Source organism: Acaryochloris thomasi RCC1774 (assembly GCF_003231495.1).
GTDB lineage: Bacteria > Cyanobacteriota > Cyanobacteriia > Thermosynechococcales > Thermosynechococcaceae > RCC1774.
On record NZ_PQWO01000005.1, the window covers coordinates 39,213 to 59,938 of the forward strand.

Here is a 20,726-nt window from a genome sequence, read left to right on the forward strand (position 1 = left end):
TTTTCTACAGATTATTTTGACGCTCTTCTTGCTTTACTAGATAAGTAATAATGCCGAAAGCAACTAGGAACTCAACAGCGAGTGTTGTCCAAAAGATAGCGGAAGTAGGCTCAGTAAACATAGTTTTAACTCGGTACTTGCGAACGGTCTCATTCTATTTAATTCTGCCCAGAAAAGAATGAGAAAGCGTACGTGGATGCACCCAATTTTTCTAAGAAAAATCGGTTTGGCTTGAAGATTCACGAAGCAATTGTGAGGTTGTGTGGTGAAGCCTTGCGTTTTGTAAGGGAACTAGAGTCCACCGACCAGCATTAGGGGCCATAGGATCAGGCCCAGAAGAGCCAGACCAGAGACTCCTAGCGTGAGAGACAAGCCCACCGCAGCCTGCACCCAACTAAGCTGATGAACTTGACGCACCGAGCCAGCCAAGGTAATCAATGTGCCGATTAGAATGCCGAGGGTAAAGAGGCTACCGAGGGTGGGGGAGAGATGCTTGGATGCGATCGCACTTCCTGACAACAGCAGCGGCCACAGCCCTCGAACAACCGCCTGAAAAGTCTGTCCGCTGGTTCCCTGACCGCCCAAAAGCTGAGCGCAGAAATGTAGCGACGTTGCTAACCAATAGCAGCCCAGCCCCCCCGCCAACACAAACAGCAGCAGAATGAGCATCAACCCAGAGGTTCCAGCATGGAAGACACCCGCAGTATTGAGCGCCAGAACCAGGACCGTCAGGCCGCCAATCATCAGGCTGATAGCAGCCGTTCCCTGACTGTCTCTGGGTCTAAAGAGGGTTGTATAGAACGTATTCAACATCGGATCATTCCATCAGAGCCAACGGCACTTTCTGAGAGCTAGAAAAGCGAGCCTGCTGGTAACCGGGCAACAACTGCTCTAGCGAAATAGAGAGAGAGTTTCCAAGCACCCGCTGCAGCACTCCACCGCCTTTCATATAGTCCCGCACCCGAGGTTCCCCATCGATTTTGGCCAGTTCTGCCACCTTGTCGAGGGCGTCGGCATAGTTTCCTAGCGAATCTGCGAGCCCCGCTTTCTGGGCCTGGGTGCCGGTGAAGATACGGCCATCAGCCAGGGGCTTCAGCTTCTCTAGCGAAATATCGCGTCCCGCTATAATGGAGTCAAGAAACTGCTGATAGGATTCCGTAACAATCCCCTGCAGCAGCTCTGTCTCTGCGGGCTTGGGATTGCGGTAGGGCGACAGGATATCTTTATACTCGCCGCTTTGGATGGTGCTGTTTTCAACTCCAACCTTATCGAGCAAAGGCGACAGGTTTTGGGTGCGAATAATAACGCCGATGGACCCAGTAACGGTGGTGGGATTGGTGACAATATGGTGGGCCGCACTGGCAACAAAGTAGCCGCCGGAAGCGGCCACATCACCGAGACTCGCGACAATCTGCATGTCGGTTTCTTCGCGCGCACGCATCAGCTCATCGAAAATAGCCTGGGAGGCTGCCGCCGTGCCGCCAGGACTATTAATCCGCAGCAAGATGGCCTTAACGTCATCTTCGCGGGCTTTGCGAATGCCAGCAATGACGCTGTTTGAGCTGACGCCAGTACTGCCACCCAACAATCCAGGAGCAGCGCTGTCGCTGATGCCGCCGTAGATATCAAACAGGGCGACTTCTGCGGGCAAAGCACTGGTTAGATCACTGGGCGACTCGCGGATGCTGCCCCCCAGCCAGTTACCGAAGGCGGAGATAAAGCACAGTGTAATTAAGGCAATGGCAAAGATGCGATCGCGACGCATAGCAACAGGTTATCTATGTATAGATGTATAAATTGAACAGTACTGGAAAAGGGGAATCAGCGATCGCAATATATACAACAATCGCCGATTCCCCTATTTCAATCATCTAAGCTTCAGCTTCGCTACCTTCAGCTTCGCCACCCTCAGCTTCTTCAACCTCTTCGTCCTCTTCATCCGGCGGCACCAAAGCCACCGCAGCAATGAAGTCATCGGCATCTAGACGCTGAACCCTGACCCCCGTTGCCGAACGGGACTGGGAAGAGATATCAATGACCGCTTGGCGAATAATCACGCCTCGACTGGTCACCAGCATCAGCTCATCTTCAGCATTAACCACCCGCAGCGTTGCGAGCTGGTCGTCCGCCTGTTTCTTCGTTTTCTTGGCCTTGAACTTGGTGGCAATCAGCCCTTTACCCGCTCGATTCTGGAGCCGGAACTGATCAACCGGAACTCGCTTTCCGTAACCATTGGTGGTGATGACCAAAATCCAGGGACCGGGAATATCATCCGGCAAATCTTCCGCAACCGCATCATCAACATCGGCATCATCACCGGCCTCAGCCAGTCCCGCAATCACGGCACTGGGCAAGATATCAATGCCGATCAGTTCGTCGCCGTCACGCAGATTCATTGATCGCACGCCACGAGTCGCTCTCCCCAAAGGCCGGAGCTGTTGATGATCGGCCCGAAAATGGATCGCCATCCCTAGGCGAGACCCAATCACAATGCTGTCTTCAACGCGAGCGCGGCGCACCCAGCGAAGCTGATCACCGTCCTCAAGCGAAATAGCAATCAGACCATTAGAGCGAATATTACCGAAGGCAGAGAGGGCTGTTTTTTTGATGTACCCGCCGGAGGTCATCATCACCAGGTACTCATCTTCGCTAAATTCGCTAACGGGGACGACCGACGTAATCCGTTCATCGCGGGGAATGGGAAGCAACTGTACAATCGGCACCCCTCGTGCCGTTCGAGACACCACCGGAATCTGGTAAGCATGGACGCAGTAAACAACACCGCGGTCGCTGAACAGCAAAATACTGTCGTGGTCACAGCAGGCGAAGAAATGCTCAACAGCATCGTTCTCTTTGATGCGTGCACCCGCCCGCCCCCGAGTCGCCCGACTCTGAGCCTCAAACGCATTCGCAGCCATCCGCTTAATGTAGCCCTGCTCGGTCACCAGAATAACCGACTGCTCATTCGCAATCAGATCCATATCATCGAGCTGGCCACCGGCTCCAAACACAAGCTGGGTCCGGCGTGGCGTCGCAAACTTAGTCTTGAGGTCGGTGACCTCGGTTTCAATAATTTCTAGCCGTCGTTCTCGCCGATTGAGGATATCTTCGCAGTCTTTAATTTTGGCCTGCAAATCATCGTGCTCTTTGTGGATTTTCTCCGCTTCTAGGGCAGTCAAACGCCGGAGCTGCATCTGCAGAATGGCGTCCGCCTGCGGTTCTGAAAGACCAAAATCTTCCATGAGACCCTGACGTGCGATCGCAGAGTCTGCCGCCTGCCGAATCAACTGAATCACAGCATCAAGATTGTCCAGGGCAATCAACAAACCCTGAAGCAGATGGTCGCGCTCTTGGGCTTTACGCAGGGCAAAGCGAGTGCGGCGAATCACCGTCTCTTCCCGAAACTCCAGGAAAACGGTCAAAAACTTCTTCAGACTCAGCAGTTGCGGATCGTTCTCCACCAGAGCCAGCATGTTGGCCCCAAAATTGGTCTGAATCGGCGTCTGCTTATACAGGTTATTGAGCACCACCTGCGGATAGGCATCCCGCCGCAGCTCGATCACCACGCGCATCCCGTCGCGATCGCTCTCATCTCGAATATCCGAAATGCCCTCTAGCCGCTTCTCGTTGACCATCTCAGCAATGCGCTCAATCAGCGCCGCCTTGTTGGTCTGATAGGGCAGCTCCGTAATGATGATCGCCTCACGATCTGGCCGCCCTGTCTGCTCTAGCGTTTCAATGCTGGCCACACCACGCATCGTAATCGAGCCACGTCCCGTAGTGTAGGCTTCGCGGATACTAGTGGTGCCCAGAATCAGCCCCCCCGTGGGAAAGTCCGGCCCCGGAATATACCGCATCAGGTCGGCATCGGTCAGCTCCGGATCATGAATGAGCGCCACCAAACCATCCACTACCTCCCCGAGGTTATGGGGCGGAATATTGGTCGCCATCCCCACCGCAATTCCAGACGAGCCATTGATTAAGAGCTGCGGCAGACGCGAGGGTAAAACAACCGGCTCCTGCTGTGAACCGTCAAAGTTATCGGCAAAGTCAACGGTATCCTGATCAATATCTTGAATCAGGGAATCGCTGCTCAATGCCTGCAAACGACATTCGGTATATCGCATGGCCGCAGGCGGATCATTATCAATCGAGCCAAAGTTTCCATGGCCGTTGATGAGGGGCATCCGCATCGAGAAATCTTGAGCCATCCGCACGAGGGCGTCGTACACCGCCGTATCGCCGTGGGGATGATATTTACCTAGAACTTCCCCCACCACACGGGCGCACTTACGAAACGGGCGTTCAGGAGTCAGTCCTAGCTCGTGCATGGCGAAGAGAATGCGACGATGCACCGGCTTGAGACCGTCTCGCGCATCGGGGAGCGCTCGCCCCACAATCACGCTCATGGCATATTCAAGATAGGAGCGCGACATTTCATCTCGTAAATTGATGGAGATGATGCGATCCTGGGGTGACTCTATGGCCATAGGGAAAACTCCAAAAAAATGAGATTTCTGCCGCTCAGGCAACAAAAATCATCGAAAAATAATTAAATAGCGTCTAGGGCTATTTAATGCGTAGATTGTGTTGTCTATTTTAACATATTTTGCACTTCACTAACCGCCCTTGAAACCCTCTCTATGAGGCTATTTGACCGAGTTAGATCATTGCGATCCGTTTAGTCTCGGTTTCCTCTCACGCAACCCTTTCACCGAGATGTCTAAATACCGACAGGTTGCTCCCACAACGAATCGGGAAGACTAGATACAAAGCAATCCCAACATCCACAGGTTAAGGGTCAGGCTTGACCTCAAAGCGACGCAAGGAATATAGGCGAACGAGACACATAATGATCAAGAAAAGGTGGGGCTGGCCCTTCCGTTCACAACGCAAGCCCAAGCCAATAGAAACCTTAATTTGGCAATCATTCTCTGAGCCACAACACTTTCTGATTTTGCTGCCTAAGAATCGAGTATGGGGAGTCGATACGTTTCATTTTCTGCGAGTGAGTCTAGATCCAAGTCAAATCGGCATTGAAATGCGATTCCGGCATTCTCAAAAGCTACCCTGGCTTGATTCCTGTTACGGCCCCACCTGCTCCACTCTGAATCCCTTAGCTGAGGCTGTCGTTAAACCACTCGAACAATATCTGCAAGCTCGATCAGCAGGTCACATCGAAGCAATCGATCAGTTTCACTCACTAATGTTTCGACTGCATGAGAACATCCTCAATGAAATAGCACTCCTGGCACCCCCTGAATCAGGGTACACAGCACAGCCACAGCAAGGCAGTGTTGACTACTCTGATATGGAAAATATGCTGGATGCCTTTGATAGAAGCCGTACCTAGCCTCAATAGTTTTAAGCCACAGAACCCAACAGAAAGGCGTGATTCACTGGTTTAGACCCTACAGAGCATTGATAGATCGCACCAAGGCACTGGCAGTGAACCTGCGTGTAAATGCGGATGCTTTGCGATCGCACCTGTCGAAAGTTCAGTAATTTAACGATGTTGTGGCTTGAGCCGTCCCCCCATAATGATTTCTCGTAGGGCGTTATCAATAGTCGGCAAAACAACATGGCTTATCAAACAACTCTTCAATCTCAATCCATGGAGCTTCTGGTCTCCTATCAGCAAGCACCGTCCGTCCGTCTCAGAAATCGCCTCGTTCGACTCAACATGGGCCTAGTGCGCAAGGTTGCTCACCGTCTAGCTAATCAATGTGCTGAGCCTTACGAAGATTTAGAGCAGTGCGGTTACATGGGTTTGATTACCGCCATTGAGCGCTTTGACCCCACCCAAGGCTATGCCTTTAGTTCCTTTGCCGTCCCCTACATTCGCGGTGAAATTCTTCACTTCTTGAGAGACCGCGCCAATACCGTTCGTGTCCCCCGTCGCTGGCAGCAGCTCAGCCGTGAAGGTGCTAAGGTCCGTCAAGCTCTCACCATGGAGCTGGGGCGTCAGCCCAGTGACCAAGAGATTGCCGATGCATTAGACCTCTCGATGAATGAGTGGCGCTCTGTGAAGCTTGCCGCTTCTAACCGCACCCCTTTGAGCCTGAATGCTCGGGTTTCTTCTAGTAATCATCAGCAGTCTGAGTCAGCCATGACGCTCGGTGATACGTTAACCGATACGCACTACCAGATTTTGCAGGTCAATGAAGAGGACCGCATTGAGCTACAGCATGCCCTCAACCAGCTTGAAGATAAGACACGGGAGATGATTGAGTCAGTCTTCTTTCATCATCTCTCTCGCCAGGAAGTGGCCAAGCGGATTGGCGTTAGCCCAGTCACAGTCACTCGCCGCATTAAGAAAGGAATTGATGAGCTAGTGGAGCTGCTTCAGAATCAGTCCCAGGTGCAGGCGACAGCTTCCTAAGTTCAAGTTTTCAGTCACCTAGGCAGCGCGTTTGGACTGAGCGCCTCGCCTTACAAAATGCCCTTAAAAACCTCCTGAGCTCGTATAAGCTTCGGGGGTTTTCTTGCGAAGATAACGCCTCGGGGAATGACTAGCACGTATCTTCAGAGGGTTACTTAGTCTTTCTGAATAAGCAAATGAACAGCTCGGCGGACATAGTCGATCCAAGACTCAGACTTGGGTAAAAAGAGGAGAGCATGCAGCATAATGCCGCTCATCATATCGAAGACCAACCACGGGTCTAGATCCTGCCGTACTTCCTTTCTTTGCTTAGCTCGCTCTAGGACTTCAGCAAAAGCGCTTCGTCGGGGCTGCAAATATTTATCCCGGTAGATTTCAGCGAATTTGGGGTTACTGGAGGCGCTGCTGATAATAAGGGCAACGGTTTGTCGTCCCACAGGACTAAGCGTAATCTGAGCTGCATTCTCGATCAGAATGTCAATGTCGCGCTCTAGACTTCCGGTATCGGGGATGGTGATGTCTTCTCGAATTCGCTCAATGGCATCAGCCACCAGCTCTTCTTTGTTGCTGTAGCGCCGATAAATGGTGGTCTTACCCACTCTGGCTCGAGATGCGATCGCATCCATACTCATCCCATCAAATCCAACTTCCCCCAGTAGTTCCAGTGTTGCCTGCAGAATAGCCTGCTCAGACTGAACACTACGCGGTCGCCCCGGTGTCTTTTTGCGATTCTCATTCATGAATGCTATTTTAATTTACGATACCGTTTCGTATCGCAAATAGAGTTATGCATCAGCGACCTGATTATGCTGCCCCCAAGAGCACCCAGACACTACGCGAAGGATTAGCAGAGTACTATGCACTTAACCCTCAGGTCACGGATCCACAGGCTCAGCCAGCGGAATTTGGCGCAATTCTAGCGGCTCACGATGCAGGCCACGTTATCTATGGCTGCGATACCGGTATGTACGATGAGTTGAAAATTCTGCCGCTATTTTGGTGGACCAGCGAATGTACATTTTCTACTTATCTGAAAATGCGAGACTCACCTGCAGTGGATGTCATGTACGAGGATATGATTCGGGAGAAAAGTATCTGGTGGCTGTATGGCGCGGTTCTCAGAGTTCTGCCCCGTCTAATTCCACAGTTGATTGTGATTTGGTTCAAAACCCGTCAGCGTCAAAAGCGTGTTCCCTTTCTGGAATTTTCCCCCCTTCTAGAGCAGTCCTTGCTAGAGATTCGGCAAAAGTACGACTTGCTGCCGCTGATACAGTGAATACGAGGATTTCTGATAAGCCTCCAGTTCTCTCACGCTAGAAATTTTGCTAGACATCCAAGAACAACAAATTTTGTCCGCTTGGCATCAGAACGCTCAGCCTTGGATTGATGCGATCGCAAATAACGAGATCGAGAGTCGGATCGCCGTCACTAATCAAGCAATTATTGATGCTGTTCTGGCAGAGCCTACACAAACAGCAGTGGATATTGGATGTGGTGAAGGGTGGTTGGTGCGAGCGCTGACTTCACACGGGCTAGATATGCTGGGCGCGGATGGGGTGCCGAAACTGATTGAACAAGCCCAACTATCGGGAGACGGGCAGTTTAGACAGGTCACCTATGAAGAAATCGCAAATGGTCAGCTTAACGATTCCTTTGACACCGCAGTCTGTAACTTTTCGCTCCTCGGCCACAACTCAGCGTTGGGACTATTTACGGCATTCCCGAACTTACTGAACAGCAACGGACGACTTATTGTTCAGACCCTACACCCGCTGATTGCCTGTGGCACAGAAGCTTACAAAGATGGATGGCGACCCGGATCGTGGGCAGGCTTTAAAGGAGATTTTGTCACAGTGCCCTGGTACTTTCGCACCCTTGAGACTTGGGTTGCTTTATTTACCCAGCATGGGTTCAGGCTTATCCATTTATATGAGCCAATTGATCCCAGCACTGGACATCCTGTTTCTGTGATCCTAGTGGGACAGCTCACCCAATAGGACTGTTTTTACCCTTGTATGAGGTGTAACCCTCTAAGACAGGCTGTTTAGAGATCATCGCAGGATCTTAGGCTTTCCTCAGCTATCCCTAAGACTTGGTCATGTTTTCCGTGTTTTTCTAATAGAAGCAATCATTTCAACCCGCTACAGATATGTTTGCTCACACACCACGGACCCCCTGTAACCCCCAGGGGGTCTTTTGTACCGCAAGCTCAGAAAGTTCAACAACAGAACCATGGCTAGACACTAAACCCGTTTGTAAGAGTCTGGATCCGCCTGTACGACAAACATATCGTCATACTGAATCACGTCTCCTGTGATCTCTACCGGATCGGCCACGAGATCTAAGATGCGCTCATTGATGGCTTTTCCCTGCTGATCGGCTAACAGGAAGTAGAGAACATCCTTGCGACTGTTCTGCACCCGAAACACGGCAGGCACCCCGCCACTAATGCAGCGAATCGCACAGGCCCGATGGGTTTTGCCCTGGCCCGGTTTCATCACACCGGGGTAGCATTTGCTGTCTAGAATCTCACCCGTGAGGGTATAGGTTCCTATCGGTTTTCCTTCTTGGGGTCTGGCAGCAGCGCTTGCTGGAGGATCAATCGGCTCTGCAGATCGGGTTGCGATGACCGAGAGCTGATTGCGCGAAACCATCGTACCAGTGAGCTTTACCCATCTGCCTAGATGCTCCAAAATGTCCGCACTGGGAGCCGTCTTGCCACCCCCCGTCAGCAAATAGCGGGAAAAAGGACTGTTATCTCCAATATTGCCAGGTCGAGGCACCACCAGATGTGGGACTGGCTCAGCCGCGAGGAAGCCCTCTAATTCTTGTGTGCCCTGCAGCTTGCCGGTATTGAACTGGTTGTGAACCATCGGCAACAAGCCCGCAAATAGGACAACGCCAATCACCAGTAAAGGAACAAAACGGAACAGGAAACGGCGATAACCCTTGGGAACGGGGGCGTAGCTGATATAAAACTCGTCTGGTTTGGATTGATTCTTCATCAGATAATTTCGCTCAAGCCTAAGTAATCAGGGCAGGTTCGACTCGGGTGCCGGGTGGGTTGGGAGTGGTGCTGACAAAGATGCGATCGCCCTCCACTTTCACCGCAAAGGTCGGAATACGCTCTTCAAAAGGGGGCGGCGAGGCACCCGACTCTGGTAAGTACTGGTAGCCATGCCAGGGACAGGTAATGCAGCCCTCTACGATTTTTCCTTCGCCAAGGGGGCCATTCTGGTGCTGACAAACGTTGGACACCGCAGAAATCTTGCCCTCGTATTTGAAGATGGCCACCCGTTCACCACTCACGATCACCACTTTTGCCCGAGATTCAGGAATCTCATCAATGGTGCCCACCTCCACAAAATCATTGGTGGTCAGGAACAGCGCTTTCTTATCTTTCTGGAACTCGCGGTAGCCCGTAATGAGGTGAAGACCCACAATCCAAACCATCCCAACGAGAACCGCGATGGTCAAAGACGGATGTTTATTGGTTTGCAATGCCCCCAGCACAACATGGCCCACTAGCAAACCATAGGCAAGATAGACACCCATGTGTAGGGCTTTCCAGATGGGAGCGGTGAGGTTCGCCAGCCAGAAATCGTGGCTAGTGGCGGCCATCAAAAACAGGATGAAGAGGGCGATCACCCCCAAAAACTCAAACGGGAACAGAATGAAGTCACCGTAGTGGGTATTGCCCACAAACAGGCTGACCAACGGATCGAGATCACCAAAGTCGTGATACCAGGTCAACGCTCCGTTGAAGTCCCAGGGAAACTTCGGCGCTTTAGCTCCAAACAGCTCCCAGGGCAGCTTGAGAATCTTCCAGCCATCGACGTGGGCGAGGGCCAAAAAAAACATGGTGACGCCCATGTGACGCCGATTGAACAGTAACGGTAAAAACTTGGGATTGAGCCGACTCAGAGGGCCAATGGAGAGAATGATGTGGAGCAGGATAAAGGCGGCAGAGCCATAGGCACGAATAGCAACGCCGTGAGTGTCTAAGTTGTCACCCGCTTTTTCTGTAAAGGTCATGAACCCCCACAGATAGAGAAAAACGCTGAGCCAAAGAATGACGTCGTAAATTCTTTTCTGACGATTCCACTGAACGGCTTTGTATCCGACGCTCATGATTACTGGGTAGCTAACGTGAATGGGAAAGTGGCAACGAGGGTCTTCTGGCCCCGGCTGTAGAGAAGCAAGTGTCCTTGTTGACCCTGAATCTCTGTGGGTAGGCGAAATCGGCGGCGACGGTTTCCAGAGAGCTGTCCGAGCAGTACGGCGCTACTATCGACAGTTTGGGCATCTCTAGCGGGAGCTTCACCCGCCTGCCAGTACACAAGCACATCTGCAGATTGAAGATTGTCAACGGGCTGTAAATCTAAAAATTTAGATTCTGAATCGTTGATAATTTCAGCGCGGATTCGAACGTTCTCTGCGGAGAGGATCGCGCTATCAATGGCCTCAGTTTTGTTGGGGAAGTTTGCGATCGCAAACAGTTCATCCACCGACTCATCGACGGTGGGAATCGCGGGACGCAGCAGCAGACCTGCCAGAAAGACAACGGGAAGAGCACAGGCAAGGGCAATCGCAGCATAGAAGTGGGCTTGGCGTCGAGCCAAAATCATGGGGCACCTCCGGCTTGGCCTTGAGCTGCGATTCGATGGGCGTTTCGTTCGATAGGGCGCTGCTTGCGGCGGAGAAGACGGGTTGCAAAGAGGGGCCAGAATGCACAGAGACCCGGAAGAATCATGAGCCGGAACCCCAGGTTCCAACTCCATCGAGCATCGGGGTCAACCCGCTGCAGTCCAAACAGGATCAAGGGAACAGAGAAGACTAGACCCGCAAACAGGTAAGCCCGCACGGCCTGGAGTAGCCACTCAACCAAGGCAACATTGTCCAATAGGGTCGATCCCTCCTGATGAGCTTAACTTCACAGTTGCATCATATCGGTGTAGGACCATTTTTAGGGACAACGCTCCACTTTGCTACAGAACTTACTTATAGGAGACAGGGGCTTTGTTACATGAATCTTGCAAAAGTCGTATCAGTTATCTCCGAGCTTTTTCTTCAAGCATCAATGCCGTATTGAGATCGTCATTCATAAACTGAATTAGCTCTGGTTTACCAATGTAATACCCCTGAGCACAGGGTTGCTTCAAAGTCACGGTAGAAGTGGATGACCAAGATACGCTGCGTAGCGTTTGCAGATGACGTATCGATGCTCCCAATGATTGAGCTGCTGATTAAGCCAGCTGCAAGAATTCGATAGATAGGACGGAGCAAACTATCGATCACAAACACGGGCTGAATCTAATGTCATCAGAGCATTGAGAGCAATAAAACTGAGATAAAGCTACGATACCCAAGCCCAAGCAAGCATTACACGGCTCTTGGTTGAATTTACGACTCTACCTGACCTTATCAGTTACTTTGCCTACTTCATATTGCGATCCGAGATGAGAGTAAAAGTCAAGCCAGACAAGGTTCCCGAGGTTATTTTATTCTCAAAAATGAAATCATTTTTGAGAATAAACAACAAATCATAGACGGTTGGAGCTGTGACACCCATGATGACGATACGATGGCCTACGGCCCACCTTCGATAATCGCAAAATTCTTCCACAGACATTTTTCCCTTCAAAGCTTGCTGCCAAAAAGTCTCAGAAGGCAAATATCAACGTCATCAAAACAAGCCTACTGATGCGATTTAATGCGATTATGCTCCTATTCGTGGGTAGAGCTAGAAGGCGAAGTGAGCCTGAAGACTTGGGCATCCTAACAAAAGGACTGCAGGATTGTTCATGGATTTGTCGGTATCTCAAATACAGCACTTGTCAGGACAGGAGATTTATCAACGTCTCTCTGACAATATTGAACAAGTGGTCAAAGGACAGTCTGCCGCCATTCGAAAACTACTAGCCGCCTTTGTCAGTGGCGGTCACGTGTTGCTCGAAGATTATCCCGGCACAGGCAAAACGACTTTAGCAAAGGCCCTCGCCCAGTCCGTCGATGTATCGTTCAAGCGCATTCAATTTACGCCGGATTTGCTGCCGTCTGATATTCTTGGCGTTTCAATTTTAGATCCGGTGGAGCGTTCTTTCCATTTTCATGAGGGGCCGATTTTTGCCAATATAGTGCTGGCAGACGAGATAAATCGCGCGTCACCCCGCACCCAGTCTGCCCTCTTAGAAGCAATGGCAGAATCTCAGGTCAGCATTGATGGCAATTTGAGAAAGCTGTGCGCCCCTTTCTTTGTGATTGCCACCCAGAATCCAGTGGACTCCCGAGGTACCTATCCTCTGCCCGAAGCGCAAATGGATCGCTTCGCTTTGCAGTTCAGCTTGGGCTATCTCTCGCCGGAAGCTGAAATCGAGATTTTATCGCAGCAAATTCAGGAGCACCCGATCGAGAAGCTCGCTCCCTGCCTGTCGTTAGAAAATATTTTGACCCTCAAACAGCAGGTGAAGCAGGTGAGAGTCAGTCCAGAACTGAAGCGCTACGTGGTAGATATCGTTAACGCAACCCGTCAGGTAGAGGACGTTCAGCTCGGTGCCAGCCCGCGAGGATCTATCGCCCTGATGAAAATTGCTCAAGCCCTAGCTCTCTTTGATGGTTATGAGTTTGTAACACCAGAACAGATTCAGGAAATCGCAGTCCCCGTGATCGCTCATCGATTGGTCATGGAACCTCAGGCTAAGTTTTCGGGGCAAACTGCCGAAGGTGTGGTGCAGGAAATTGTGCAAGCAGTTCCCGTTCCGGCTTAGGTGATGGATCGCTTTTTCTACCGGCTACTGCGGTTTAACTACACGGCGCGACAGTGGCTGACCCGGCGATTTAGCCGCGCGGGGCTAGGGGTGCTGATAGGTTTGATCGTCTGTGCAATTATCGGCATGGATACAAACCAGAGCCTGTCGTACCAGGTCTACACGCTGCTGATGGCTTTGCTGACGGTTGCGATTGTTGCGACGCTCTTCTCGCGCTATCGATTCAGCGCCACCCGCACGCTGCCGCGCTTCGGCACCATCGGCACACCGCTGAAGTATCGGCTTGTGCTACGCAACCGCACCCGGAAGCAGCAGCGGGGCTGGAAGCTCTTAGACTCTGTCGCTGATTCTTTCCCCAGCCTGAAGGAATACCAGCGGATTGCCCACCGCCGCGTAAACTGGCGCGTTCGACGCCGACAGTGGCTGATGCTTTTAACACAGCGTCAGCAAGCCATTGCTGCGGCTGTTGAGCTACCGCCCCTGCCAGCAAATCGGGATGTGGAGGTGATGGGCGAAGTGATGCCGCTGCGGCGCGGGCTACTGCGCTTCAAGGCGGTGACGGTTGCCTGCCCTGATCCGCTGGGGTTGTTCAATGCCTGCGTCACTCAAGCGCTTCCCCAGTCAGTTTTGATTTTGCCTAAACGCTATCAACTGCCTACCATTCAACTGCCGGGAGCACGTCGCTATCAGTCGGGGGGGTTGGCACTGGCCTCGTCTGTAGGGGATTCGGAGGAGTTTCGCGGACTGCGAGAATATCGTCCGGGTGATCCGCCTCGCAAGATTCACTGGAAAAGCTGGGCGAAGGTCGATAAACCGATTGTAAAAGAGGAGCAGGAAGAATATTTTGTTCGCCATGCCCTGATTCTCGATACCTTTCAGTCAGAAACCTATAGCGAACTTTTAGAGGAGGGGGTTGCGATCGCATCTTCTCTAGCCTGCGAAATTCAAACTCAGGAATCCCTTCTTGATCTGATGTTTGTGGGCCTCGAAGCCCACCGCTTTACCGTCGGTCGCGGTCTGGGACAAACTGAGCGCATGCTGGAATTATTAGCATCCGTCGTCCCCTGCCAAGATCAACCCTTCGAATCCATGATGCCCGCAATTCAAAGTCGTCTAGCGCTTTTGAGCGGCTGTATCTGCATCCTGCTGGCCTGGGATGAAGCCCGCCAAGCCCTGGTGGAACAGCTCCAGCGATGCGGCATCCCTACTCTTATCCTTGTGATTACCGATCAGCAGGGCTTACCCAATACTCCCGACCTCGAAAGATTTCAAAATTCTCAGAGCAGCCTGCACGTGTTGAAGCTCGGCCAGATTCAGCAGGGACTCGGGCAGCTATGAAACGTCACGTTGCTAGCCTCTGCAGCCTTGCCCTCACCCTCTGGGGCGTCCAGACCGGACTATTGCTGTGCGCCATCCCCATGATTCTGCTGCTAGAGGGCCGTCATATTATCCAGCAGCGCTGGGATGTCCCCGTGCAGGATCTCAAGCGCCTTGCTCAGCTCTGCGGTCTTATCTTTGCTCTCTTTCTCGTTTTTCTATTCATCACTCAGCCCTCATTTTCGCTGATCTATCGCCTGCTACAGTGGCTACCCATTTGCGTTTTCCCCTTTGTAGCCGCCCAAACCTATGCCACCCATTTTTCGGCGTCCTTCCGGAGTCTATTTACTCGGTTCTATGCCCCCCGGACCAAACTGCGACAAAAGCCGATTAATCTCTACTATCCGTATTTCGCACTCTGTCTCGTCGCCGCCAGCGCTACGAACTGGAACGGCCCAATTTTCTATGGGGTCACCGTCGGTCTGATTGCAATTCTGCTCTGGTCACGGCGTCCGCAGCATTCAACGCCGGTGCTTTGGATCTGCCTGATCGTGCTGGCAAGCAGCCTGGGATTTGTGGGACATCTGCAGCTCCATCAACTCCAGGCCAAACTGGAACAGCAGACTGCGCCATGGCTGAATAGCTTGACGGGTGAATCGGTTGATCCATACCAAAGCATTACCCAAATGGGCAGTATTGGTTCGCTCAAGCAGTCCAATGCCGTCGTCTTTCGGGTGGCAGGCGATCGCAACTCTTTTCCACTGCTACTGCGAGAAGCCACGTACAACAAATATGGTGCTGGCTCTTGGGTCGCCCTCCAGTCTAAATTCAGGCGCATCAGGACTTCAGCTAAGGGAATCTGGAAGCTCAGCAACGCCGCTCCCCCCTCTGATTCAATGACGGTGACAGCCCGCCTAAGCGGCGGCAAAGGGATCCTAAGACTGCCGGACGGAACCGCCGAGATCAGCCAGCTTCAGGTCAAGCAGCTGGAGCAAAACCAGTACGGCACGGCCAAAGTAATCGGGAAATCTGGACTGCTCCGCTATCAGATACAGTTCAATCCGGCCCAGTCTGAAGATGCTGCACCAACGGACGCCGATTTACAAATCCCAAAGACCGAGCAGGCCGCCGTTGAGCAAACGCTGCAGACCCTCAACACTGCCGGGAAGTCTGAGACTGAGGTAGTGAATCAGATCTCAGCTTTCTTTCAAAGAGATTTTGAATATTCTCTTGAGTTCTCTAAGTCCCAAAAGTCCCAAACGCCGCTGTCGGCTTTTCTGCTCGATCATAGATCGGGGCACTGCGAGTACTTTGCTTCAGCTACGACGCTCTTACTGCGCGGTGCAGGGATTCCGGCCCGTTATGCGGTGGGCTATTCGGTTCATGAATTTAGCCCGCTAGAGCAGCAATATGTTGTCCGCAGTCGCAATGCCCATGCCTGGGCCATGGCGTACATCAACGGCCATTGGCAATCGGTGGACACAACGCCGCCCGACTGGACGGCTCAAGAAGATGCAGCAGCATCTCCGCTTCAGGTTCTTTCAGATTGGTGGTCGTTTTTGCGATTCCAGCTATCGAATGGGCTACAGCAGCTTACGCAAGGCAAGATTTGGATTGGCGTTGCGATCGCACCTTTTATTCTCTTTCTATTCTGGAAGTGGGTTCGTAAGTTTTTTGGGTTGCGATCGCGATCAAAAGAAACCACACCCTCAACTCCAATTGCCCAGACCGTCAGAGCAGGAATCGACTCAGAGTTTTATCAAGTTGAGAAGCGCCTAAACGAACTCAACCTACAGCGCGCCGAATCTGAGTCTTTACAACAGTGGATAAAACGACTACAGGTACACCTTACAGCCCAACAATTAGAGACATTGCAGCAGATCAAAAAGCTGCACTATCGCTACCGATTTGATCCACAGGGCCTTGAGCCAACAGATCGTGAAACCCTCCGATCTCTAAGCTATCTTTTGCTCGATCAATTAAAGATAGAATTCGCTGGCCCGCAAGATCCATCGATTAAGAATGCACTCTAAAGCCCATCAACATCTCTTGTTAAGATCAATGCAGTCTGAGCAACAGGCGTTTAGACAACGTATACCGACGTTATCTCTGCAAACATCGTATGAATTCCACCTCTACCCTCAAGCAGCTGATCGCCCATCCCATCTCATCTGAATTATTTCAGCCCTTTGGTCAGGTCATTTTTCCCAGCGCTGACGGTGCAGCCTACGGCCCTCAAGATGCCCAGCTCCAGCTTAGCAACGGCACACCCCGGTTTTACATCATGCGGCTAGACGCCAAAGGTCGCCAATTCCATACGATCACACGCCATCAGCAGTGTACACAGTGCCTCGGATCTTTAGGCGGTCAGGACTGGCTGATGGCCGTTGCACCGCCTTCAGAAGGCAAGCCTAATCCTGATGAGATTGTGGCATTTCAGATTCCTGGCAACTGCTTTATCAATCTCAAGATGGGCACCTGGCACGCTGGCCCCTACTTTGAGCAAGCCGCCATTGATTTTTACAATCTAGAACTCAGCGATACCAATATTACAGATCACGAGACCTGCAACCTGAAGGCAAGCTATGGTCTGGAATTTGAAATTCTAGGTTCTCAGTCGTAACGAGTCTGGCTAACGCGGGCAGAATCGCTAAGCCGCAAAGATCAAAAACACCTTGAGAACAAGGGTCAACATAATACAGAACACCAGGAACCCTAGCAAAAAATTACGGATCAGCGATTTCTGTTGATGCATGTTGTAGACACAAGCGAGTAGCTCACTCATAGAATTATCCATCAGAAGCCCTAGGCAAGGCAATTCTGAAGATCTATATTGATGCTCAGAAGTTGCCTGTGATAGGCTCAATTTTGGGAAGGCAATGTTATGTAATGCAGCGGTTCAGGGTCTGTATCCCTGACTGGCGCGCTGGGGCTGAAAATTGTCTGGGTGTGTACCGCAGAGCATAGTAAAGCTGGTTCCACCCTCTCTCAATTAGCTCAGTGGTAGAGCGCCGGACATCCGGCGGACGTGGGTTCGAATCCCACATTGAGTACCGCAAAGTTAGCTCAATGGTAGAGCAACAGACTCATAATCTGTGTGGCACAGGTTCAAATCCTGTACTTTACTCCACCCCAGCCCTGGGTATGGGCACCTTGTTAGGGACGAGTCCAAATGGTACGGGAGCAATCCCAAATCGGTTCAAGTCCGTGTTTTTCTCAACTCCGCTGTGCTGGCTGTTCGGCCACTGTCATCACCTGGTGGTGGCGATGGCAGCAGTGAAAGGCCAGTGAGATCGCAACTGATGATCGGTTCGAGTGTGTCCCTTCCAGTCGCTGAGTCCTTCGGGATAGGCGGCAGGAACAGCACATCTGCCAGAGGCTTGGCCAAACCTACGGGGGCGGTCGGGGGAAGGCATCTGGCTTAGTCCAGCCGGTCACAAGCGATCGCCCGCACTGACGCTGTGAACACCAGCAATAGTGGAGTTTTCAGACTAGCTTTAAATTTATTTTCAGAGACTGGGGCCAAGGGGACTGATAGAATCGCCCAATGTATGACAACACCTGCAAATTTCTTGCAGAGACGTTCTCAAGTGACTTTGCAACCTGGTTGCTGGGTAAGCCTGTCCCTTTGACCAAGCTAAGTCCATCTGAGCTATCGCTGGAACCGATTCGAGCAGACGCACTGATTCTCCTGGAGTCTGAAGAGCATGTCCTGCACATCGAGTTCCAAACTGAGCCTGATGCGACAATGCCCTACAGGATGGCTGATTATCGTCTAAGAGCTTTCCGCCGTTTCCCGAACAAACAGATGAAACAGGTGGTGGTTTACCTGACTCCAACGAAGTCGAGGTTCGTGCATCAGACTGTTTTTGAGATTCCGGGCACTCGTCACGAGTTCGGGGTTGTGAGGCTATGGGAGCAACCCACTCAACCGTTTCTCGATTCGCCAGGATTGCTACCCCTAGCTGTGCTCACTCAAACACTAGATAAGACTCAGACACTGAAACAGGTAGCTGTTCAAGCTGACTCTATTCAGGACAAGCAAGTACAAAGTAATGTGGTGGCTTCTGCTGCAATTCTGGCCGGGCTATCATTGGAGAGAAGCTTTATTAATCAGGTTCTGCGCAAGGAAATTATGAAGCAGTCTGTTATTTACCAGGACATTATTGATGAAGGGCGTCTAGAAGGGCATCGAGAGGGGCGTCTAGAAGAAAGTCAATCCCTTATTCTCCGTCAACTCAATCGCCGTGTTGGGGAGTTGCCCTTTGAACTGAGATCGCAACTCGCAAGATTATCCCTAGAGCAAACTGAAGCACTGGCAGAGGCACTGCTAGATTTTGCAGAACAGTCTGATCTTGTTGAGTGGCTAGAGAGACAGTAACAGCCAGCCCCGGATGCAATTTTCTAAGATATTTGCGATCGCAAACCGGGGCAAAAACTCAACTGATCAAGAATCCTCAATTTTGAGCGATGTAATCTTATCGCCTTGGGCGATCGCATTGACAACATCCATATCCTCAGTTTGGCCGAAGGTGGTATGTACACCATCTAAGTGTGCCTGCGGTGCATGACAGATAAAGAACTGACTGCCGCCGGTATCTTTGCCCGCGTGGGCCATCGAAAGCGTCCCGGCCTTGTGCTTGTTGTCATTAATCTCACACTTGATGGTGTAGCCGGGGCCAGCGGTACCGGTTCCCTTGGGACAGCCCCCCTGAATCATAAAGTTGGGAATCACTCGATGAAACGTAAGGCCGTCATAAAAGCCCTTATTCGCAAGATCAACAAAGTTCTTAACCGTGTTGGGTGCATCTTGAGCAAACAGCTCCAGGTTAATGGTGCCTTTATTCGTTTCCATAATGGCGCGAGTCATTGAGGTACCTCAAGTTGTTTACACTCCACGCTAGCGAACTTTGGTGCATTCCCCAAGGGTGGTTCGGCACGGATACCTCCTGCCAAAGACCGACGACTATTTCTACAGCCTCAGATCCAAATCGATAAAGAGCCACACTTTTGGTATGATTTGGTATGCAAAAAGCGTCAGAATTCTGATGGTCATTGAGCGTCTTGGCAAAGGGGCACGATAGAGCGTTCTAGCAAAACCGCTATTATCGCAGGGATCACCATCCAACCCCTCTAATTGCAGAAGGCACAAAAAAGCATGCACCCCCCCCACGACGATTCCCAACGTATCAGCGAGAGCACTAAGACACCGGCCTTAGAGATCAATGCTTCACGGCAGTTTACATCTTGGTTGGCAGAGCAGCAAGTGAGCCTGACGTTCACAACCTATCAGGCCGGTAAGGTTTTCTTCATCGGCCTACAGCCCGACGGTAAACTTTCGGTTTTTGAGCGCACCTTTAATCGCTGTATGGGTTTGTTTGCACAAGACTCCAGCCTTTATATGAGTTCGCTCTATCAGCTTTGGCGCTTTGAAAATGCCCTAGAGCCAGGGCAAACCCATCAAGGACATGACCGTCTCTATGTACCCCAGATTGGTTACGTTACGGGTGATTTAGATATTCACGATATTGTCGTTGACCGGGATGGACAGCTCATCTTTGTCAATACGCTCTTTAGCTGCTTAGCGACGGTTTGCGATCGCAACAGCTTTATCCCCCTTTGGCAGCCCCCCTTCATCACCAAACTCGCCGCCGAAGATCGCTGTCACCTGAACGGCCTAGCAATGCGCGATGGAAAGGCCCGCTACGTCACCGCTGTCAGCCGCAGCGACGTCACCGAAGGCTGGCGAGATCGCAGGCAAGACGGTGGCTGCATGATTGACATTGTCTCTAATGAAATCGTTGCCAGCGGACTGTCGATGCCCCACTCGCCTCGGTGGTATCGAGACAAGCTGTGGGTGCTCAACTCCGGCACCGGCGAATTTGGATTTATTGACTTAGAATTTGGAACCTTTCAACCCGTAGCCTTTTGTCCGGGGTATTTGAGGGGACTGGCATTTTGCGGAGACTTCGCGATCGTCGGTTTATCCAAGCCACGCGAGAACAAAACCTTCTCGGGATTACCCTTCAACGAAACCCTAAAAGAGAAAGACGTCGAACCTCGGTGTGGCTTGCTCGTGATTGACCTGCGGTCGGGTGACATCGTTCATACCCTCAACCTGGAGGGAATAGTGACCGAAATGTATGATGTCGCATTCTTGCCCGGCGTGCAGAGACCGATGGCCATTGGGTTCAAAACCGATGAAATTCGACGCACCATCACCGTTGGATCAAGTTCGACACAGTTGATCAACTAAGTTT

At 51.5% G+C, this 20,726-nt stretch carries 22 protein-coding genes and 2 tRNA genes; 12 read left to right on the forward strand and 12 right to left on the reverse strand.

The features are described 5' to 3' along the window. Positions 1-291: 291 nt before the first annotated feature. The 3 genes from C1752_RS09720 to gyrA form a co-directional block, all read right to left on the reverse strand. Complete coding sequence (locus tag C1752_RS09720) at positions 292-813, reverse strand: YIP1 family protein (protein WP_110985876.1); 522 nt, start codon at positions 811-813, stop codon at positions 292-294. A gap of 4 nt (positions 814-817) precedes the next feature. Continuing rightward, positions 818-1,765, reverse strand: a complete 948-nt coding sequence (gene sppA, locus C1752_RS09725; RefSeq protein WP_110985877.1) for a signal peptide peptidase SppA — start codon at positions 1,763-1,765, stop codon at positions 818-820. 106 nt (positions 1,766-1,871) lie between these two features. Beyond that, a complete protein-coding gene (gene gyrA / locus C1752_RS09730; RefSeq protein ID WP_110985878.1) occupies positions 1,872-4,490 on the reverse strand; it encodes a DNA gyrase subunit A in 2,619 nt (872 codons plus the stop codon). Between the two features lie 362 nt (positions 4,491-4,852). Between gyrA and C1752_RS09735 the strand changes: the two genes are divergently transcribed. Then, entirely contained in the window at positions 4,853-5,353 is a 501-nt protein-coding gene (locus tag C1752_RS09735) for a hypothetical protein (RefSeq protein WP_110985879.1), read from the forward strand. An 11-nt stretch (positions 5,354-5,364) separates the two neighbouring features. On the opposite strand, the gene C1752_RS28375 is transcribed toward C1752_RS09735, so the two are convergent. Continuing rightward, positions 5,365-5,583 carry a hypothetical protein gene (locus C1752_RS28375; RefSeq protein WP_158535054.1) on the reverse strand — a complete coding sequence of 73 codons (219 nt, stop codon included), beginning with the start codon at positions 5,581-5,583 and terminating at the stop codon, positions 5,365-5,367. Here C1752_RS28375 and C1752_RS09740 point away from each other — a divergent pair. Further along, positions 5,582-6,382 carry an RNA polymerase sigma factor SigF gene (locus tag C1752_RS09740; RefSeq protein WP_110985880.1) on the forward strand — a complete coding sequence of 267 codons (801 nt, stop codon included), beginning with the start codon at positions 5,582-5,584 and terminating at the stop codon, positions 6,380-6,382. The two genes, C1752_RS28375 and C1752_RS09740, sit on opposite strands and share 2 nt — an antisense overlap. A gap of 155 nt (positions 6,383-6,537) precedes the next feature. On the opposite strand, the gene C1752_RS09745 is transcribed toward C1752_RS09740, so the two are convergent. Further along, positions 6,538-7,122, reverse strand: a complete 585-nt coding sequence (locus tag C1752_RS09745; protein ID WP_110985881.1) for a TetR/AcrR family transcriptional regulator — start codon at positions 7,120-7,122, stop codon at positions 6,538-6,540. 47 nt (positions 7,123-7,169) lie between these two features. On the opposite strand from C1752_RS09745, the gene C1752_RS09750 reads away from it, so the two are divergent. Together C1752_RS09750 and C1752_RS09755 are read left to right on the forward strand one after the other, a co-directional pair. After that, positions 7,170-7,658: a hypothetical protein gene (locus C1752_RS09750; protein ID WP_110985882.1), complete on the forward strand. Its 489-nt coding sequence runs from the start codon at positions 7,170-7,172 to the stop codon at positions 7,656-7,658. 46 nt (positions 7,659-7,704) lie between these two features. Next, entirely contained in the window at positions 7,705-8,379 is a 675-nt protein-coding gene (locus C1752_RS09755; RefSeq protein WP_110985883.1) for a class I SAM-dependent methyltransferase, read from the forward strand. A gap of 246 nt (positions 8,380-8,625) precedes the next feature. On the opposite strand, the gene C1752_RS09760 is transcribed toward C1752_RS09755, so the two are convergent. The 4 genes from C1752_RS09760 to C1752_RS09775 are packed head-to-tail and all read right to left on the reverse strand — an operon-like array spanning position 8,626 to position 11,285. Beyond that, positions 8,626-9,387, reverse strand: coding sequence for a hypothetical protein (locus C1752_RS09760; RefSeq protein ID WP_110985884.1), 762 nt, complete (start codon positions 9,385-9,387; stop codon positions 8,626-8,628). 19 nt (positions 9,388-9,406) lie between these two features. Continuing rightward, complete coding sequence (locus tag C1752_RS09765) at positions 9,407-10,513, reverse strand: Rieske 2Fe-2S domain-containing protein (RefSeq protein ID WP_110985885.1); 1,107 nt, start codon at positions 10,511-10,513, stop codon at positions 9,407-9,409. Positions 10,514-10,515: 2 nt separating this feature from the next. Then, on the reverse strand, positions 10,516-11,010 hold the full coding sequence (locus C1752_RS09770) for a hypothetical protein (protein WP_110985886.1): 495 nt from the start codon (positions 11,008-11,010) through the stop codon (positions 10,516-10,518). Beyond that, the gene (locus C1752_RS09775; RefSeq protein WP_110985887.1) at positions 11,007-11,285 is read right to left on the reverse strand and encodes a hypothetical protein; all 279 of its coding nucleotides are present in this window, start codon (positions 11,283-11,285) and stop codon (positions 11,007-11,009) included. Before C1752_RS09775 ends, C1752_RS09770 begins: the two co-directional genes overlap by 4 nt. Positions 11,286-12,186: 901 nt before the next feature. On the opposite strand from C1752_RS09775, the gene C1752_RS09785 reads away from it, so the two are divergent. The 4 genes from C1752_RS09785 to C1752_RS09800 all read left to right on the forward strand — a co-directional run bounded on the left by C1752_RS09785 (position 12,187) and on the right by C1752_RS09800 (position 17,089). Then, on the forward strand, positions 12,187-13,149 hold the full coding sequence (locus C1752_RS09785; RefSeq protein ID WP_110985889.1) for an AAA family ATPase: 963 nt from the start codon (positions 12,187-12,189) through the stop codon (positions 13,147-13,149). A 3-nt stretch (positions 13,150-13,152) separates the two neighbouring features. After that, a complete protein-coding gene (locus C1752_RS09790; protein WP_110985890.1) occupies positions 13,153-14,487 on the forward strand; it encodes a DUF58 domain-containing protein in 1,335 nt (444 codons plus the stop codon). Beyond that, positions 14,484-16,499 carry a transglutaminase-like domain-containing protein gene (locus C1752_RS09795; RefSeq protein WP_110985891.1) on the forward strand — a complete coding sequence of 672 codons (2,016 nt, stop codon included), beginning with the start codon at positions 14,484-14,486 and terminating at the stop codon, positions 16,497-16,499. The genes C1752_RS09790 and C1752_RS09795 overlap by 4 nt, the downstream gene beginning before the upstream one ends. A gap of 89 nt (positions 16,500-16,588) precedes the next feature. Next, positions 16,589-17,089: an ureidoglycolate lyase gene (locus tag C1752_RS09800; RefSeq protein ID WP_110985892.1), complete on the forward strand. Its 501-nt coding sequence runs from the start codon at positions 16,589-16,591 to the stop codon at positions 17,087-17,089. 27 nt (positions 17,090-17,116) lie between these two features. Here C1752_RS09800 and C1752_RS29695 read toward each other — a convergent pair whose 3' ends face one another. Then, the gene (locus tag C1752_RS29695; RefSeq protein WP_274704508.1) at positions 17,117-17,251 is read right to left on the reverse strand and encodes a hypothetical protein; all 135 of its coding nucleotides are present in this window, start codon (positions 17,249-17,251) and stop codon (positions 17,117-17,119) included. 202 nt (positions 17,252-17,453) lie between these two features. Here C1752_RS29695 and C1752_RS09805 point away from each other — a divergent pair. Next, positions 17,454-17,519 (forward strand) — tRNA-OTHER (locus tag C1752_RS09805). A 2-nt stretch (positions 17,520-17,521) separates the two neighbouring features. Continuing rightward, positions 17,522-17,596 (forward strand) — tRNA-Met (locus C1752_RS09810). A gap of 121 nt (positions 17,597-17,717) precedes the next feature. Here C1752_RS09810 and C1752_RS28380 read toward each other — a convergent pair. Continuing rightward, on the reverse strand, positions 17,718-17,882 hold the full coding sequence (locus C1752_RS28380; RefSeq protein ID WP_158535055.1) for a hypothetical protein: 165 nt from the start codon (positions 17,880-17,882) through the stop codon (positions 17,718-17,720). A 131-nt stretch (positions 17,883-18,013) separates the two neighbouring features. Between C1752_RS28380 and C1752_RS09815 the strand changes: the two genes are divergently transcribed. Next, a complete protein-coding gene (locus C1752_RS09815; protein ID WP_110985893.1) occupies positions 18,014-18,847 on the forward strand; it encodes an Rpn family recombination-promoting nuclease/putative transposase in 834 nt (277 codons plus the stop codon). Between the two features lie 66 nt (positions 18,848-18,913). Here the strand turns inward: C1752_RS09815 and C1752_RS09820 are convergent, their stop codons facing one another. Next, positions 18,914-19,336 (reverse strand): peptidylprolyl isomerase, encoded by a 423-nt coding sequence (locus tag C1752_RS09820; RefSeq protein WP_110985894.1) that lies wholly within the window; start codon positions 19,334-19,336, stop codon positions 18,914-18,916. A gap of 288 nt (positions 19,337-19,624) precedes the next feature. Here C1752_RS09820 and C1752_RS09825 point away from each other — a divergent pair, with 288 nt between their 5' ends. Then, the gene (locus C1752_RS09825; RefSeq protein WP_110985895.1) at positions 19,625-20,722 is read left to right on the forward strand and encodes a TIGR03032 family protein; all 1,098 of its coding nucleotides are present in this window, start codon (positions 19,625-19,627) and stop codon (positions 20,720-20,722) included. Positions 20,723-20,726 lie beyond the last annotated feature (4 nt).

Excerpts from the sequence above, each read along its gene's own strand:
- C1752_RS09720 (WP_110985876.1), bottom strand. The coding sequence starts at position 813 with ATGTTGAATACGTTCTATACAACCCTCTTTAGACCCAGAGACAGTCAG.
- sppA (WP_110985877.1), bottom strand. The coding sequence starts at position 1,765 with ATGCGTCGCGATCGCATCTTTGCCATTGCCTTAATTACACTGTGCTTT.
- gyrA (WP_110985878.1), bottom strand. The coding sequence starts at position 4,490 with ATGGCCATAGAGTCACCCCAGGATCGCATCATCTCCATCAATTTACGA.
- C1752_RS09735 (WP_110985879.1), top strand. The coding sequence starts at position 4,853 with ATGATCAAGAAAAGGTGGGGCTGGCCCTTCCGTTCACAACGCAAGCCC.
- C1752_RS09740 (WP_110985880.1), top strand. The coding sequence starts at position 5,582 with ATGGCTTATCAAACAACTCTTCAATCTCAATCCATGGAGCTTCTGGTC.
- C1752_RS28375 (WP_158535054.1), bottom strand. The coding sequence starts at position 5,583 with ATGTTGTTTTGCCGACTATTGATAACGCCCTACGAGAAATCATTATGG.
- C1752_RS09745 (WP_110985881.1), bottom strand. The coding sequence starts at position 7,122 with ATGAATGAGAATCGCAAAAAGACACCGGGGCGACCGCGTAGTGTTCAG.
- C1752_RS09750 (WP_110985882.1), top strand. The coding sequence starts at position 7,170 with ATGCATCAGCGACCTGATTATGCTGCCCCCAAGAGCACCCAGACACTA.
- C1752_RS09760 (WP_110985884.1), bottom strand. The coding sequence starts at position 9,387 with ATGAAGAATCAATCCAAACCAGACGAGTTTTATATCAGCTACGCCCCC.
- C1752_RS09765 (WP_110985885.1), bottom strand. The coding sequence starts at position 10,513 with ATGAGCGTCGGATACAAAGCCGTTCAGTGGAATCGTCAGAAAAGAATT.
- C1752_RS09770 (WP_110985886.1), bottom strand. The coding sequence starts at position 11,010 with ATGATTTTGGCTCGACGCCAAGCCCACTTCTATGCTGCGATTGCCCTT.
- C1752_RS09785 (WP_110985889.1), top strand. The coding sequence starts at position 12,187 with ATGGATTTGTCGGTATCTCAAATACAGCACTTGTCAGGACAGGAGATT.
- C1752_RS09790 (WP_110985890.1), top strand. The coding sequence starts at position 13,153 with ATGGATCGCTTTTTCTACCGGCTACTGCGGTTTAACTACACGGCGCGA.
- C1752_RS09795 (WP_110985891.1), top strand. The coding sequence starts at position 14,484 with ATGAAACGTCACGTTGCTAGCCTCTGCAGCCTTGCCCTCACCCTCTGG.
- C1752_RS09800 (WP_110985892.1), top strand. The coding sequence starts at position 16,589 with ATGAATTCCACCTCTACCCTCAAGCAGCTGATCGCCCATCCCATCTCA.
- C1752_RS29695 (WP_274704508.1), bottom strand. The coding sequence starts at position 17,251 with ATGAGTGAGCTACTCGCTTGTGTCTACAACATGCATCAACAGAAATCG.
- C1752_RS28380 (WP_158535055.1), bottom strand. The coding sequence starts at position 17,882 with ATGCCTTCCCCCGACCGCCCCCGTAGGTTTGGCCAAGCCTCTGGCAGA.
- C1752_RS09815 (WP_110985893.1), top strand. The coding sequence starts at position 18,014 with ATGTATGACAACACCTGCAAATTTCTTGCAGAGACGTTCTCAAGTGAC.
- C1752_RS09820 (WP_110985894.1), bottom strand. The coding sequence starts at position 19,336 with ATGACTCGCGCCATTATGGAAACGAATAAAGGCACCATTAACCTGGAG.
- C1752_RS09825 (WP_110985895.1), top strand. The coding sequence starts at position 19,625 with ATGCACCCCCCCCACGACGATTCCCAACGTATCAGCGAGAGCACTAAG.